General features: G+C 76.7%; 13 protein-coding genes. 9 read left to right on the forward strand and 4 right to left on the reverse strand.

What is annotated here, in order from left to right; translation table 11 throughout:
* Positions 1-74: 74 nt before the first annotated feature.
* Entirely contained in the window at positions 75-1,472 is a 1,398-nt protein-coding gene (locus tag ACRYR8_RS08855; RefSeq protein WP_432484039.1) for a replication-associated recombination protein A, read from the reverse strand.
* Positions 1,473-1,620: 148 nt separating this feature from the next.
* On the opposite strand from ACRYR8_RS08855, the gene ACRYR8_RS08860 reads away from it, so the two are divergent.
* The 6 genes from ACRYR8_RS08860 to ACRYR8_RS08885 all read left to right on the forward strand — a co-directional run bounded on the left by ACRYR8_RS08860 (position 1,621) and on the right by ACRYR8_RS08885 (position 8,608).
* On the forward strand, positions 1,621-2,136 hold the full coding sequence (locus ACRYR8_RS08860) for an STAS domain-containing protein (RefSeq protein ID WP_432484040.1): 516 nt from the start codon (positions 1,621-1,623) through the stop codon (positions 2,134-2,136).
* A gap of 101 nt (positions 2,137-2,237) precedes the next feature.
* Positions 2,238-2,981, forward strand: a complete 744-nt coding sequence (locus ACRYR8_RS08865; RefSeq protein WP_432484042.1) for a response regulator transcription factor — start codon at positions 2,238-2,240, stop codon at positions 2,979-2,981.
* Between the two features lie 49 nt (positions 2,982-3,030).
* Entirely contained in the window at positions 3,031-4,551 is a 1,521-nt protein-coding gene (locus ACRYR8_RS08870) for a sensor histidine kinase (RefSeq protein ID WP_432484043.1), read from the forward strand.
* Between the two features lie 88 nt (positions 4,552-4,639).
* Positions 4,640-6,043 carry a glycosyltransferase gene (locus ACRYR8_RS08875; RefSeq protein ID WP_432484045.1) on the forward strand — a complete coding sequence of 468 codons (1,404 nt, stop codon included), beginning with the start codon at positions 4,640-4,642 and terminating at the stop codon, positions 6,041-6,043.
* Positions 6,040-8,199 (forward strand): ArnT family glycosyltransferase, encoded by a 2,160-nt coding sequence (locus ACRYR8_RS08880; protein WP_432484046.1) that lies wholly within the window; start codon positions 6,040-6,042, stop codon positions 8,197-8,199. The genes ACRYR8_RS08875 and ACRYR8_RS08880 overlap by 4 nt, the downstream gene beginning before the upstream one ends.
* 127 nt (positions 8,200-8,326) lie before the next feature.
* Positions 8,327-8,608, forward strand: a complete 282-nt coding sequence (locus tag ACRYR8_RS08885) for a hypothetical protein (RefSeq protein WP_432484047.1) — start codon at positions 8,327-8,329, stop codon at positions 8,606-8,608.
* On the opposite strand, the gene ACRYR8_RS08890 is transcribed toward ACRYR8_RS08885, so the two are convergent.
* Both ACRYR8_RS08890 and aspS read right to left on the reverse strand, forming a co-directional pair.
* Positions 8,592-9,284, reverse strand: coding sequence for a phosphatase PAP2 family protein (locus ACRYR8_RS08890; protein WP_432484048.1), 693 nt, complete (start codon positions 9,282-9,284; stop codon positions 8,592-8,594). The two genes, ACRYR8_RS08885 and ACRYR8_RS08890, sit on opposite strands and share 17 nt — an antisense overlap.
* Positions 9,277-11,058: an aspartate--tRNA ligase gene (gene aspS, locus ACRYR8_RS08895; protein ID WP_432484049.1), complete on the reverse strand. Its 1,782-nt coding sequence runs from the start codon at positions 11,056-11,058 to the stop codon at positions 9,277-9,279. Before aspS ends, ACRYR8_RS08890 begins: the two co-directional genes overlap by 8 nt.
* A 111-nt stretch (positions 11,059-11,169) precedes the next feature.
* On the opposite strand from aspS, the gene ACRYR8_RS08900 reads away from it, so the two are divergent.
* Positions 11,170-11,835 (forward strand): pentapeptide repeat-containing protein, encoded by a 666-nt coding sequence (locus tag ACRYR8_RS08900; protein WP_432484050.1) that lies wholly within the window; start codon positions 11,170-11,172, stop codon positions 11,833-11,835.
* Positions 11,836-11,852: 17 nt separating this feature from the next.
* On the opposite strand, the gene ACRYR8_RS08905 is transcribed toward ACRYR8_RS08900, so the two are convergent.
* Entirely contained in the window at positions 11,853-12,527 is a 675-nt protein-coding gene (locus ACRYR8_RS08905; RefSeq protein WP_432484051.1) for an MBL fold metallo-hydrolase, read from the reverse strand.
* Positions 12,528-12,683: 156 nt separating this feature from the next.
* On the opposite strand from ACRYR8_RS08905, the gene ACRYR8_RS08910 reads away from it, so the two are divergent.
* Together ACRYR8_RS08910 and ACRYR8_RS08915 are read left to right on the forward strand one after the other, a co-directional pair.
* Positions 12,684-14,396: a DUF349 domain-containing protein gene (locus tag ACRYR8_RS08910; RefSeq protein WP_432484052.1), complete on the forward strand. Its 1,713-nt coding sequence runs from the start codon at positions 12,684-12,686 to the stop codon at positions 14,394-14,396.
* A gap of 106 nt (positions 14,397-14,502) precedes the next feature.
* Positions 14,503-15,102, forward strand: coding sequence for a type IV toxin-antitoxin system AbiEi family antitoxin (locus tag ACRYR8_RS08915; RefSeq protein WP_432484053.1), 600 nt, complete (start codon positions 14,503-14,505; stop codon positions 15,100-15,102).
* The last annotated feature ends 28 nt before the right edge of the window (positions 15,103-15,130 follow it).

The raw sequence follows: 15,130 nt of genomic DNA on the forward strand, positions 1-15,130 counted from the left end.
GTGACCACCGGCGCTCGGCCCTCGACCCTACCCGGCGGCGCCCGCTGCTCCCCCGCCCCGCCGTGGTCAGGGGGTCAGCGCCCGCGCAGGATGCGGCGCAGGCGGCCCAGGCGCTCGCGCACCTGCGCCTCGAAGCCGCGGTCGGTGGGCACGTAGTAGTCCTTGCCGACGAGCTCGTCGGGGGCGTACTGCTGCGCGGCCACCCCGGCGGGGGTGTCGTGCGTGTAGACGTACCCCTTGCCGTGCCCCAGCCGCTGCGCCCCGGAGTAGTGCGCGTCGCGCAGGTGCGCGGGCACGGGCCCCGCCATCCCCGCCCGCACGTCCGCGATCGCCGCGTTGACGGCGTTGTAGGCGGCGTTGGACTTCGGCGCGGTCGCGTTGTGCACCACCGCCTGCGCCAGCACGATGCGCGCCTCCGGCATGCCGATCTGCGCCACGGCGTGCATGGCGGCCACGGCGGTCTGCAGCGCGGAGGGGTCGGCCATCCCGACGTCCTCGGCGGCGGCGATGACGATGCGCCGGGCGATGAAGCGGGGGTCCTCCCCCGCCTCGACCATGCGGGCCAGGTAGTGCAGGGCGGCGTCCACGTCGGAGCCGCGCATCGACTTGATGAACGCGCTGACCACGTCGTAGTGCTGGTCGCCGGCGCGGTCGTAGCGCACCGCGGCCCGGTCCAGGGCGCGCTCGGCGTGCTCCAGCGTCACCACCGGGCGCCCGCCCGAGGCGACGGGGGTGTCGAAGGCGGTGCCCGCGGCGGCCTCCAGGGCCGTCAGCGCGCGCCTGGCGTCGCCGTCGGCCACCCGCACCAGGTGCTCCAGCGCCTCCTCGCCCAGCTCCACCTCCCCGGCCAGTCCTCGGGGGTCCGCGACCGCCGAGCGCAGCAGGGCGCGCACGTCGTCGTCGTCCAGGGGACGCAGCGTCAGCAGCAGCGAGCGCGACAGCAGCGGGGTGACGACGGAGAAGTTGGGGTTCTCCGTCGTGGCCGCCACGAGCACCACCCAGCGGTTCTCCACCCCCGGCAGCAGCGCGTCCTGCTGCGCCTTGGTGAAGCGGTGGATCTCGTCGAGGAACAGCACCGTCTGGCGGCCGTGCAGGTCGCGCGTCTCGCGCGCCTCCTCCATGACGCGGCGCACGTCCTTCACGCCCGCGGTGACCGCCGACAGCTCCGTGAAGCGCCGCCCGCCGGAGCGGGCGATGACGTGCGCCAGCGTGGTCTTGCCCGTGCCGGGCGGTCCCCACAGCACCACCGAGGCGGGCCCGGCGCGCCCCAGGTCGCCCTCGGTCGCCAGGCGCCGCAGCGGCGAGCCCGCTCCCAGCAGGTGCTGCTGGCCCACGACCTCGTCCACGCCGCGCGGGCGCATCCGCACCGCCAGGGGGGCGCCGGCCAGCACGGCGCGCCCGCCGCGGGAGTCGTCCGGAGCGGCGGCGGGGTCACCGGCGGGGTCGGCGTCGGCGGAGAACAGGTCGGCCACGGCCCGCACGCTAACCCCCGCGGGACCCCGCGGCGGCGGCCACCGCGGCGAGCGCCACTGCCAGCCGGTGCACAGCCGCTCCCCCGGCTGATCCCACCGGGCCCACCGAGGCTGGCCGGGACCCGTCCCCGTCCTGCGGAGGTGCCCCGTGATCCCCGACGACAGCCCCGCCCCGCGCAGCACGCCCGGTGGCCCGCCGTCCGGGGCGGGCCCCGAGCCGCCGCCGGTGCGGATCCACGTGGTGGCGCGCACCCTGCGGGGCGAGCCGCGCGGTGCGGAACTGCCCGCACCGCCGGTGGGCGGGCCGCTGGACCCCGCGCGCGACGGTGGGCGCGTGGCGGTCCCCACCGTCGTCACGCGCGAGGAGGCCGGTGCCCTGCACGTGGTGCTCACCGGTGACGTGGACCTGGCCCTGGCGGGCGAGCTGGCGCTGGTGGAGGAGCAGGTGCGCGGGCACTGCGCCGCCCGTCCGCGCGCCCGGGTGCACGTGGACGTGCGCGCCGTCACGGCCGTGGACGCCACCGCCGTGCGGTTCCTGGAACGGCTGCGGCGGGCCGCGGCGCACGCCGGCGGCAGCTGCACGACGTCGCCGGCGCGACCCGTGGTGCAGCGCGTGCTGGACCTGGCCCGGCCGGTGGCTGAGGGTGAGCTGGCCACCTCCTGAGCGACCGCGCTGGGCCGAACGGGTGAACGGCCCCGCAGCCGCACAGGTTGTTCTCAGCCTTTCCCCTGAAGCGTCGCAGCCGGGACACCGACGATGGGGCCATGACCGCCACCACCACCCGCACCGACCTGCAGCGCCCCGACGGCAGCCCGCTGCGCGTGCTCGTCGTCGACGACGAGCCCACCCTGTCCGAGCTGCTGAGCATGGCGCTGCGCTACGAGGGCTGGGACGTGCGCACCGCCGCCGACGGCCTGGAGGCGGTGCGCACCGCGCGCTCCTTCCGGCCCGACGCGGTCGTGCTGGACATCATGCTCCCGGACATCGACGGGCTGGAGGTGCTGCGCCGGCTGCGCGCGGACTCCACCGAGGTGCCGGTGCTGTTCCTGACCGCCAAGGACGCCGTGGAGGACCGCGTCGCCGGCCTGACCGCCGGCGGCGACGACTACGTCACCAAGCCGTTCAGCCTGGAGGAGGTCGTGGCCCGGCTGCGCAGCCTGGTGCGCCGCTCCGGCCTGGCCGCCGCCAAGCAGGAGCCGGTGCTCAGCGTGGGCGACCTCGTCCTGGACGAGGACAGCCACGAGGTGTTCCGCGGCGGTGAGGAGGTCAAGCTGACGGCCACGGAGTTCGAGCTGCTGCGCTTCCTGATGCGCAACCCGCGCCGCGTGCTGTCCAAGGCGCAGATCCTGGACCGGGTGTGGAACTACGACTTCGGCGGCCAGGCGAACATCGTGGAGCTGTACGTCTCCTACCTGCGCCGCAAGATCGACGCCGGGCGCTCCCCCATGATCCACACCGTGCGCGGCGCCGGGTACGTGCTCAAGCCGGCCGTCGACCCGGCCGGCTGAGCGGCGCACCTGACGTGACGAACCGCACCGGGGGCGCGAGGGTGGAGGGGTGAGGTCACCGCTGCACCGCCCGCAGACGCTGCGCGGCCGGCTCATCGCCACCGTCACCGCGCTGCTGGTGGCGGTGGGGCTGGTGATCGGCGTGGTGACCACCTACGCGCTGCGGGACCAGCTGATGGACCAGGTCGACGGTCAGCTCGCCGAGTCGGTGGACCTGGCCCAGCGCTCCGAGTTCGGCGGCCGGGCCGGCCCGCGCCCGGACGAGGAGGAGGCCAGCACCTGCCCCTCGGGCACCCGGCCGGCGTTCGTGGGTCCCGGGCAGGTGGACGGGACCGTGGGCGCGCGCTTCTCCGGCGGTGAGCTGGTGGCCGGGCAGTCGGGGGTCATCGACACCAGCAGCAGCGGCGGCCAGGAGTGCGCCGTGGCGCTGGGCGACGCGCAGGCCGAGGCGCTGCGGCAGGTGGACCTGGGCGACGCGCGCACCGTGGAGCTGCCGGGGCTGGGGACCTACCGCGTGGTGGCGGCGACCCTGCCCACCGGTGCGCTGCAGGTCACCGGGGTGCCGCTGACGGGCGTGGAGACGACCCTGTGGACGGTGGTCGGCGTGGAGGCCGCCGTGATCCTGCTGGGCGTGGCCGCCGCCGCGGTCACCGGCACCGTCCTGGTGCGCCGCGACCTGGCCCCGCTGCAGCGGGTGGCGGCCACCGCCGCGCGCGTGTCGGAGCTGGAGCTGGACCGCGGGGAGGTGGACCTGGAGCAGCGCGTGCCCGCGCGCGACACCGACGAGCGCACCGAGGTGGGGCGGGTCGGCTCGGCGCTGAACCGCCTGCTGGACCACGTCGGCTCCGCCCTGAGCGCCCGGCACGCCTCCGAGCAGCGGGTGCGCCAGTTCGTCGCCGACGCCAGCCACGAGCTGCGCACGCCGCTGGCGGCGATCCGCGGCTACGCCGAGCTGGCCCGCCGCAACCGCGAGAGCGTGCCGGCGGACGTGGCCCACGCCCTGCGGCGCGTGGAGTCCGAGGCGGTGCGCATGACCGGGCTCGTGGAGGACCTGCTGCTGCTGGCGCGCCTGGACTCCGGGCGGCCGCTGGAGCGCGAGCACGTCGACCTGACCATGACGGTGCTCGACGCGGTTAGCGACGCGCGCGTGGCCGGTCTCGAGCACACCTGGCGCCTGGACCTGCCGGAGGAGGCGGTGGAGGTCCCCGGTGACGGCGCCCGGCTGCACCAGGTGCTGGTGAACCTGCTGGGCAACGCCCGCAGCCACACCCCTGCGGGCACGACGGTGACCGTGCACCTGCGCACCCGGGGCGGGCGCGTGCACCTGGACGTCGTGGACGACGGGCCCGGGATCTCCCCGGAGCTGCTGCCGCACGTGTTCGAGCGGTTCGCGCGGGGGGACTCCTCCCGCTCGCGAGCCGCCGGCAGCACCGGCCTGGGCCTGGCGATCGTGCAGGCGGTGGTCGCCTCCCACGACGGCCGCGTCAGCGTGGACAGCGTCCCGGGGCGCACCGCGTTCCGCGTGGACCTGCCGCTGGCCGCGGCGGGCGAGCCGGCCCGCGCCTCCTGACCCACCGGCCGGCACCGGGCACCGCACCCACAGGCCCAGCACAGCCGGTCCCCACGTGCCCGGAAGGCGCAGCGCCGAACCTCCGGGCATGACAGCCACGCCTCCCGGCTCCCCGCCCGTCCCGCCGCGGCCGCGCCCGGCCCCGGGAACCGATCCCGGGACCGGGCCCGCGAGGGACCCGCGCCCGGCCCCCCCGGTGCTGGACGTCGTGGTTCCCGTCCACAACGAGGAGGTCGACCTCGAGCCGTGCGTGCGGCGCCTGCACGCGCACCTGGCCTCGTTCCCGTTAGCCTGCCGCATCACCGTCGCGGACAACGCCAGCACCGACGCCACCGCGCAGGTGGCCGCCGCGCTCGCCGCGGAGATCCCCGGGGTGCGCAGCGTGCGCATGGAGCAGAAGGGGCGCGGGCGGGCCCTGAAGCACGTGTGGTCCACCTCGGACGCCGCCGTGCTGGCGTACATGGACGTCGACCTGTCCACCGACCTGGCGGCGCTGCTGCCGCTGGTGGCCGGGCTGGTCTCCGGGCACTCCGACGTCGCGATCGGCTCGCGCCTGGCGCGCAGCTCCAACGTCGTGCGCGGCGCCAAGCGCGAGATCATCTCGCGCTGCTACAACCTGCTGCTGCACGGCACCCTGCGCGTGCGCTTCAGCGATGCGCAGTGCGGTTTCAAGGCGATCCGCGCCGACGTGGCGCGCACCGTGCTGCCGCTGGTGGAGGACACCGGCTGGTTCTTCGACACCGAGCTGCTGGTGCTCGCCGAGCGCTCCGGCCTGCGGATCCAGGAGATCCCCGTCGACTGGGTCGACGACCCCGACAGCCGCGTCGACATCGTCGCCACCGCGCTGGCGGACCTGCGCGGCATCCGGCGCCTGGCCACCGCGATCGCCACCGGGAAGCTGCCGCTGCGCGAGGTCCGCGAAAGCCTGGGCCGCGGCCCCCAGCCGGCCGCGGTGGCCGGGGTTTCCACCAGCCTGGCCGGGCAGCTGGGCCGGTTCGTCGGCGTGGGCCTGGCCAGCACCGGGGCGTACGCGCTGCTGTACCTGCTGCTCCAGGAGGTGACGAGCGCCCAGGCCGCGAACTTCCTGGCGCTGCTGCTGACCGCCGTCGGCAACACGGCGCTGAACCGGCGCCTGACGTTCGGGGTGCGCGGGTCCGAGGGCGCCGGGCGCCACCAGGTGCAGGGGCTGCTGGTGTTCCTGCTGGGGTGGGCGCTGACCTCCGGCAGCCTGGCGGTGCTGCACTCCGCCGCACCGGGGGCCACCCGGGGCGCGGAACTGGCCGTGCTGACGGCCGCGAACCTGGCCGCCACCGTGCTGCGGTTCCTGCTGCTGCGCTCGTGGGTGTTCCGCGACCGCCGCCACCACCGGCCCGGCCACCAGGAGGACCGCTCCTGCGCGCAGTCCCCCGGCACGCGGTCTGACGACGCCCGGTCCCCCGGCGCGGCGCGCGCGGTGGTGCCGGTGCACGGCGCCCGGGACACCACGCCGTGAGCGCCGTCCCCGGGACCCGCACCGCCCTGGAACGCTCCGGTCCCGGCTCCGGCCCGCGCCGCGCCCGGTCGCTGCCGGTGCACCCGCGGGTGCTCGCCGCCCGCGCCTGGCGGGGCCGGCCGGACGACCCGCGGTGGGCGCGGCCCGCGCTGCTGGCCCTGCTGGCGGGCACCGCCGCGCTGTACCTGGTGGGGCTGTCCGCCTCCGGGTGGGCCAACCCGTTCTACGCGGCGGCGGCGCAGGCCGGCTCGGTGTCGTGGGAGGCGTGGTTCTACGGTTCCTCCGACGCCGCGAACGCCATCACCGTCGACAAACCTCCCGCCGCGCTGTGGATCACCGGGTTGTCGGTGCGCTTGTTCGGGTTGTCGTCCTGGTCGATCCTCGTGCCGCAGGCGCTGCAGGGCGTGGCCGCCGTGGCGCTGCTGCACGCCACGGTGCGCCGGTACGCCTCCCCCGCCGCGGCGCTGCTGGCCGGGTTCGTCCTGGCCACGACCCCCGTGGCCACCTTGATGTTCCGCTTCAACAACCCCGACGCGCTGCTGGTCCTGCTGATGGTCGCGGCCACCTGGGGCGTGCTGAAGGCCGTGGACACCGGCCGCGCGAAGTTCCTGGTGTGGGCGGGGGTGTTCTGCGGTCTGGGGTTCCTCACCAAGCAGCTGCAGGTGTTCCTCGTGCTGCCCGGCCTGGCGCTGGCGTACCTGTGGGCGGCGCCGCACCGCCCGGCGGCGCGCGTGAAGCACCTGCTGCTGGCCGGGCTGGCGCTGCTGGTCTCCGCCGGCTGGTGGGTGGCGGTCGTCGAGCTCGTCCCGGAGTCCTGGCGCCCCTACGTGGGCGGGTCGCAGACGAACTCCTTCCTGGAGCTGACGTTCGGCTACAACGGCCTCGGGCGGCTGACCGGCGAGGAGACCGGCAGCGTGGGCGCCGGCAACGGCTGGGGCGAGACCGGCATCGGGCGGATGTTCAACGCCGAGTTCGGCGGCAACATCTCCTGGTTGCTGCCGGCCGCGGCGGTCCTGGCGGTCGCCGGGTTCGCGCTGACCGCCCGCGCACCGCGCACCGACGTGCGCCGCGCCGCGCTGGTGGCGTGGACCGGGTGGGGCGCGGTGACGTTCACGGCGTTCAGCTTCATGTCCGGGATCATCCACCCCTACTACGCCGTCGCCCTGGCGCCCGCGGTCGCCGCCCTGGCGGGCCCGGGGGCGGTGCAGCTGTGGGCGGCGCGTGCGACGCGCTGGGCGCTGCCGCTGCTGGGCGTGGTGATCGCGGGCACCGCCGTGTGGGCGTGGGTGCTGCTCGGCCGCAGCCCCCAGTTCCTGCCGTGGCTGCGCGGCACCGTGCTCGCGATCGGGGTGGTCGCGGGGGCGCTGCTGGTGCTCGCGCGGGCGCTGCGGGGCCGGGTGGCCCTGGCGCTGGCGCGCGGTGGCGCCGCGGCGGGCCTGGTGGCCGCGCTGGCCGGGCCGCTGGCGTACTCGGTGCAGACGGCCTCCACCGCGCAGACCGGTGCGATCGTCTCCGCCGGCCCCAGCACCACCGCCGGGTTCGGCGGCGGTGCCCCCGGCGGCGCCGGTGCGGGCGGGTTCCCCGGCGGCGGGCAACCCCCGGCCGGCGGCACCGCGCCCGGCCGGGCGCAGGCCCCCGGGACCGCGACTGGTCAGGGCACCCCCGCTCAGGGCACCGGGCGGGGCGGCGGGTTCGGCGGGTTCGGCGGAGCCGGTGGCACGGGCGGCCGGGTGGGCGGCGGGATGGGCGGCCTGCTGGGCGCTTCCGAGCCCAGCGCCGAACTGACCGCGCTGCTCGCGGCCGACGCCGACTCCTACACGTGGGTCGCCGCCGTCACCGGGTCCAACAACGCCGCCGGGTACCAGCTGGCGACGCAGGAACCCGTCATGGCGGTGGGCGGGTTCAACGGCACGGACCCCACGCCGACCCTGGAGCAGTTCCAGGCGCACGTGGCCGCCGGGCGCATCCACTACTACGTCGCCAGCAGCTCGATGGCCTCCACCGACACCGGGGGCAGCGACGCGGCCGCGCAGATCGCGCAGTGGGTGGCGCAGAACTTCCCCACCACCGACGTGGACGGCACCACCGTGTACGACCTGGGCGCCGCCACCACGGGCGGTGGCACGACGGGCGGCACGAGCACCAGCGGCGCCTGACGCCCCGCGCCAGGGCCCCCGGGTGTCCCCGGGGGCCCTGGCGCGCTCAGGGACCACTCAGGGAACCGACAGTCCGGGACGCCGCGCAGCACAGGGGCGCCACAGGGTCCGGGAGCACTCTGCTGCCATGACGACGAACCGCACCGCCACCCGCAAGTCCTCCCGCAGCTCCGCGTCCCTGCACCGCCGGATGCTCGCCGCGGGCCTCATCGCCGGCGTCTCCTCCGTCGGGCTGACCGTCGCCACGGCGAGCACCGCCTCCGCGGCGGCGCCGGTGAGCACGGTCGAGTCCGGGCTGCGCACGCCCGTCACGGTCCCGGTGGCCGCGGCCTCCCCGGCGGCCCTGCCTGCCCAGCCGGGCGGCGCGGGCGCTCAGCGCGGCACGTACGTCGTCACCGTCTCCCTCTGAGGTCCCGCCCCCGGGGACCGACCGGGCGCCCCGCGGCGGGGCGCCCGCGCGCCGCGACCGCCGCGGCCAGGCAGACGAGGACGGCGGCCATCAGCCAGCCGCCCAGCACGTCGGTGGGCCAGTGCGCCCCCAGCCACACCCGGTCCACCCCGATCAGGAGCAGCACCAGCGCCCCCGCGCCCGCCCGCAGCACCAGGCGGCCCGCCGAACGGGCCGGCGGAGCGAGCAGCACCAGCGCACCCAGCACGACGGTGCCGGACGCGAAGGCGTGCCCCGAGGGGAACGACCCGCCGTCCGAGCCCGTCAGCCCCGCCTCCAGGGCCGGGCGCACCCGGCCCACCAGCAGCTTCAGCAGCGGAGAGGCCAGGGCCGCCACCACACCGACGACCAGCGCGCACAGCGCGTCGCGGCGCCGGCCAGAGCGGGCGCACGCCACCACCCCGGCGAGCCCTGCCAGGTAGACCCAGACCGGCTCGGTGACGTGCTCGACGACCTGCGCCGCTCGGGTCAGCGCGGGGGCGTCCAGGGCGGCGGAGACCGCGGCCCGCGACAGCGGGCCGTCCAGCCCCGCGCTCGCCCCGGACACCACGAGCGCCGTCAGCACCGCGACGGCGACCGCGCCGACGGCGGCCGCGGCCAGCGCCGCCCGCGGACCGCGGCGAGCGCGCTCAGGCACCGGGGGTCTTGCGCTCCTCGGGCTTCGCGTCCACCCCGGCCTCCTTGCGCTGCTGCGCGGTGATGGGTGCCGGTGCGGAGGTCAGCGGGTCGAAACCCCCGCCGGACTTGGGGAACGCGATGACCTCGCGGATGGAGTCGGCACCGGCCAGCAGCGCCACCACGCGGTCCCAGCCGAACGCGATGCCGCCGTGCGGCGGGGCGCCGTAGGCGAAGGCGTCCAGGAGGAAGCCGAACTGCTCGCGAGCGGTGTCCTCGTCGATCCCCATGACGCCGAAGACGCGCTCCTGCACGTCGCGGCGGTGGATGCGGATCGAGCCGCCACCGATCTCGTTGCCGTTGCAGACGATGTCGTAGGCGTTCGACAGCGCCGAGGCGGGGTCGGTGTCGAAGGTGTCCAGGTGCTCGGGCTTGGGCGCGGTGAACGCGTGGTGCACCGCGTTCCAGGCGCCCGCGCCGATCGAGACGTCGTCGTCCTCGGCGGCCGCCTTGAACATGGGAGCGTCCACCACCCACAGGAACGACCAGGCCGACTCGTCGATCAGGCCGCAGCGCCGGGCGATCTCGCCGCGAGCGGCGCCCAGCAGGGCCCGCTGGGCGTTGACCGGGCCCGCCGCGAAGAAGACGCAGTCGCCGGGCTTCGCGCCCACGTGGGCGGCGATGCCCGCCCGCTCGGCCTCGGACAGGTTCTTGGCCACCGGCCCGGACAGCTCGCCGTCCTCGCCGACGAGGACGTACGCCAGGCCCTTGGCCCCGCGCTGCTTGGCCCAGTCCTGCCACGCGTCGAGCGTCTTGCGCGGCTGCGAGGCCCCGCCGGGCATGACAACCGCCCCGACGTAGGGGGCCTGGAACACCCGGAACGGCGTGTCCGCGAAGAACTCCGTGCACTCGACGAGCTCCACGCCGAAGCGCAGGTCGGGCTTGTCGCTGCCGTAGCGGGCCATCGCCTCGGCGTACGTCATGCGCGGCAGGGGCAGCTGGACCTCGTGGCCGATCAACCGCCACAGCGCGGCGACGATCTGCTCGCCGAGGGCGATGACGTCGTCCTGCTCGACGAAGCTCATCTCGATGTCGAGCTGGGTGAACTCCGGCTGCCGGTCGGCGCGGAAGTCCTCGTCGCGGTAGCAGCGCGCGATCTGGTAGTAGCGCTCCACGCCGCCGACCATGAGCAGCTGCTTGAACAGCTGCGGGCTCTGCGGCAGCGCGTACCAGGAACCGGGCGCCAGCCGCGCCGGGACGATGAAGTCGCGCGCGCCCTCGGGGGTGGAGCGGGTCAGGGTCGGCGTCTCCACCTCGGTGAAGCGGTGCTCCTCCAGCACGGCGCGGGCAGCGCGGCTCGCCTCGCTGCGCAGCTTCAGCGCGCGCGCCGGGGAGCTGCGGCGCAGGTCCAGGTAGCGGTGCTTCAGCCGCACCTCCTCGCCGACGTTGAGGGTGTCGTCGATCTGGAACGGCAGCGGCGCGGCCTCGCTGAGGACCTCCAGCGCGGTGGTGTCGACCTCGACCGCACCGGTGGGGATGGCCGGGTTCTCGTTGCCCTCCGGGCGCAGCCGCACCTCGCCGGTGATGCGCACGCAGTACTCGTTGCGCAGCTCGTGGGCGCCACCCGCGTCGAGGATCTCGTCGCGCGCGACCACCTGCACGACGCCCGAGGCGTCGCGCAGGTCCAGGAACGCCACGCCGCCGTGATCGCGCCGCCGCGCCACCCAGCCGGTGAGCGTGACGGTCTGGCCTGCGTGGCCGGCGCGCAGGGCGCCGGCCTCGTGGGTGCGGAGCACGGGGGGTCCTCTCGTCGTCAGTGCGCGGTGGTGCGCGACGACGATCCTACGGACGTGCGGGCACGCGCGGCGGCGGGCGGTGCGTCGGTGGCGTGCGCCACGCTGGCCCCCGTGAGCCGCACCGCACCGCGCCGCCCGGCGCCCGCGCACCCGGACCTGCCCGCCGCCGCCGACCTGCTGCCGGCCGGCGGCCCGCCCGCGGCCGGTGCCGCCCACGACGACCTGCTCCTCGAGGGGCTGGACCTGTCGGGGGTGGACGCCACCGACGCCCGGTTCCTGAGCTGCCTGCTGCAGGACTGCCGCGGCGACGGGGCGGTGCTGACCGGGGCCAGGTTCGTGGACTGCCGCGTCAGCGGACTGGCCGCCACGTCGCTGTCGCTGCGCTCGTCCTCCTGGCAGGAGTGCGCGCTGCAGCAGGTGCGGGTGGGCGCCCTGTCGGCGCCGGGCGCCACGCTCACGCGGGTGTCGCTCACCGGCGGGCGGGTCGACTTCGCGGACCTGCGCGAGTCGCGCCTGACCGACGTCACCTTCACCGGCTGCGACCTGCGGGACGTGGACGCGACCGGCGCGCGCTGGCAACGGGTGCGCTTCGAGGACTGCCGGCTGGGTGCGCTGGAGGCGTCCTCGGCGCGCCTGGCGGACGTGGACGTGTCCGACAGCGACCTGGAGGGCGTCAGCGGCGTGGACGGGCTGCGGGGGCTGGTCGTCTCCGGCGTGCAACTGCTGCGCCTGGCGCCGCTGCTGGCGGACCACCTCGGGATCTCCGTGGCCGACTGAGCCGGGCGGCGGCGCGGTCAGCCCCGCAGCTGCCGCAGCCAGGGGTTCGCGGCGCGCTCGCGGCCGATCGTGGTGGCCGGCCCGTGACCGGGCAGGACGTCGGTGGCGTCGTCGAGCGGCAGGACCCGGGTGGCCAGGCTGCGCAGCATCGCCTCGCCGTCCCCTCCGGGCAGGTCGGTGCGCCCGACGGACCCGGCGAACAGCACGTCCCCCGCCAGCAGCAGGTCCGGCTCGCCCGGGCGGGCCACGCCGAACAGCACAGAGCCCTCGGTGTGCCCGGGGGCGTGGCTGACCGTGACGTCGAGACCGGCCACGTCCAGGCGGGCGCCGTCGCCGACGGTCACCACGTCGTCGGGCTCGCGCCAGGCCCCGGCGCCCGAGGCCTGCAGGGCCGCGCGCAGCTGCGGGCCCATCCCCTCCAGGGGGTCGCGCAGCCGGTGGGCGTCGTCGGCGTGGATGGTCGCCGCGACGCCGTGCGCACCGCAGACCGGGGTGACCGACCAGGTGTGGTCGAAGTGCCCGTGGGTCAGCAGCACGGCCGCCGGGCGCAACCGGTGCCGGCGCAGCACCTCGGCGAGCCGGTCGACGACGTCGACGCCGGGGTCGACGACCACGCACTCCTCCCCGGCCGCCGGGGCGAGCACGTAGCAGTTCGTCCCGGCGACGGCCGCCTCCACGGTCTCCACGAGCACGCCGCCGAGCCTAGGACCGGGGAGGGGACCGGGCCAGGCCGAAGGCCCGCGCAGCGCCCACCGCGCACCCCGTGCACGACCACCCGCGGCGATCGGACGGGGACTCGGGGTGATCGCCTGCGCCGTCCGGGGAGCGCGGCACCTAGACTGCGGCGGGTGAGCGAGCAGCCCCAGGAGCCGGCGTCCCCCCAGGACGTTCAGGACACCCCCAGCGACCCCACGACGACGCAGGGCGCGGACCAGGAGCCGCAGGTCGCCGCCGGCGAACCCGCGCAGAGCCCCGCGGAGGACCCCGCCGAGGAGGCGGTGCCCGCCGTCAGCGCGGAGGCGCCCGAGCCCGCCGTCAGCGCGGAGGCGCCCGAGCCCGCCGTCAGCGCGGAGGACCCCACCGAGGAGGCGGTGCCCGCCGTCAGCGCGGAGGCGCCCGAGCTCGCCGAGGACGCCGTGACCGGCGCTCGCGACGCCGCCGACGCCGCGGCGGCGCGCCCCTCCCCCGCGGCGATGGCCGGCCGGCCCGCCCCCCGCCCGGTGCCGCCCGCTGCACCGCGCGCGCTGCCCGACGACCCGGCCGCCGAGCCGCCGGCCGTGGAGGCCGTGCACGCCACGTCCGTGGACCGCGAGGCCGCGGCGGCCTTCGGCCGCGTCGACGAGAACGGCACGGTCTGGGTGCGCCGGGCAGACGGCGAGCACGAGGTCGGGCAGTACCCGGACGCCACGCCCGAGGAGGCGGTGGCGTACTTCGTGCGCAAGTACGAGGAGCTCGTCGCCCAGGTCGACCTGTTCGAGCAGCGGTTGCGCAGCACCGAGCTGGCCGGCAAGGACATCGTCAGCGGGGTCAGCGCCCTGCGCACCGCACTGGCCGAGACGCGCGCCGTGGGCGACCTGGACGCGCTGACCGCGCGCGTGGAGGCGCTGGCGACCATCGCCGACGAGGCGCGCGCCGCCGCCGACCGGGCGCGGGCGGCCAACCGCGAGCGGCTGCGCGCGGCGCGCGTGGCGATCGTGGAGGAGGCCGAGGGCATCGCCGCCCAGGACCCCGAGAAGGTCCAGTGGCGCGCCGCCGGTGAGCGCCTGCGGGAGCTGTTCGAGGAGTGGAAGGCCGCCCAGCGCGAGGGCCGGCTGGACAAGCGCAGCGAGGACGAGCTGTGGAAGCGCTTCAGCCACGCCCGCAGCGCCTTCGACAAGGTGCGCCGGCACCACTTCGCCGCCCTGGGCGAGCAGCGCGCGAGCACGCGGGCGGAGAAGGAGAAGCTCGTCGCCGAGGCGGAGGCGCTGTCGACGTCGACGGACTGGCGCGGCACCACCACCGCCTACCGCACGCTGATGGACCGGTGGAAGGCCGCCGGCCGACTGGGCCGCAAGGACGACGACGCCCTGTGGGAGCGCTTCCGCGCCGCCCAGGACGTGTTCTTCGCCGCGCGCAGCGCCGCGAACGACGCGGTGGACGAGGAGTTCCGCGACAACCTGGCCGTCAAGGAGGAGCTGCTCGTCGAGGCCGAGGCGCTGCTGCCCGTGAAGGACCTGGGCGCCGCGAAGGCCGCCCTGCGCAGCATCCAGGACCGCTGGGAGGCCGCCGGCAAGGTGCCGCGCGCGGACCTGAACCGGGTCGAGGGCCGTCTGCGGGCGGTGGAGACCGCGGTGCGCGACGCCGAGCAGGCCCGCTGGGCCCGCAGCAACCCCGAGGCGCAGGCCCGCGCGGGTGGGCTGGCCAGCCAGCTCGAGTCGGCCATCCGGGACCTGGAGGCCGACGTGGAGCAGGCCCGCTCCCGTGGCGACGCCCGTGCCCTGGCCCGCGCCGAGGAGGCCCTCCGGGCCCGGCGGGCGTGGCTGGACGCCGCTCAGGCGGCGCTGCGCGACACGGGGCGCTGACCCCGTCGGGACGCCGCGGTGCCCACAGGCCCGTGGCGTCCCGGCCCCGTCCACAGGCTTGCGCGGCGCCGAGCCGGTGCCGCGGCGGGTGCGGTGCACTGGCGCGGTGCCCGTCCTCGAGACCTCCCCCGCCTGGCTGAGCGACCTGCTGGTGCGCGGTCGCTGCCCGGACCCCGCGCAACCGTGGCTGCCAGGCGCGTCACCGGCCGCGCGGGCGGCGGTGTCGCGGGACGTGCGCGAAGGGCTGCTGCGTCGGTTGGTCGGTGACGTGGTCGTCGGCACCGACGTCCGCGTGGACGCCGTGGTGCGGTCCCGTGCGCTGGCGCTGCTGGTGCCGGCGGGGGCCGTGGTCGTGGGCACCGCGGCGGCGTGGGTGCACGCCGGTGCGCCGCTGCCCCCTCCGCAGCAGGTGCAGATCGTGCGGCGCAGTGCAGCGCGCCACGCGTCCGCGGGTGGGGTCAGGCTGGTGTCCTCGCGCTGCCGGCTGGAGGAGGAGGACGTCGGTCAGGTGGCGGGCCTGGCGCTCACCACACCGGCCCGCACGCTGCTGGACGTCGCCGCCCGGGACCCCCGCAGCGCGTCACGGTTGCGCGAACTGCTGTCGGCGGCCGGGCTGAGCGGCGACGACGTCGCCTCGGCCGCGGCGCGCGCCCGGGGCCGGGCACACGTGCGCACCGCTCGCCGGGTCCTGGCGGCGCCTACGTGAGACGGGCGGGAGCGCTCGTGCTGTGCCG

Origin of the sequence: Kineococcus esterisolvens, assembly GCF_050871405.1 — a bacterium.
GTDB lineage: Bacteria > Actinomycetota > Actinomycetes > Actinomycetales > Kineococcaceae > Kineococcus.

What these genes read in the sequence shown, in the direction of transcription:
- ACRYR8_RS08865 (WP_432484042.1), top strand. Translation starts at nt 2,238, where the DNA reads ATGACCGCCACCACCACCCGCACCGACCTGCAGCGCCCCGACGGCAGC.
- ACRYR8_RS08875 (WP_432484045.1), top strand. Translation starts at nt 4,640, where the DNA reads ATGACAGCCACGCCTCCCGGCTCCCCGCCCGTCCCGCCGCGGCCGCGC.
- ACRYR8_RS08885 (WP_432484047.1), top strand. Translation starts at nt 8,327, where the DNA reads ATGACGACGAACCGCACCGCCACCCGCAAGTCCTCCCGCAGCTCCGCG.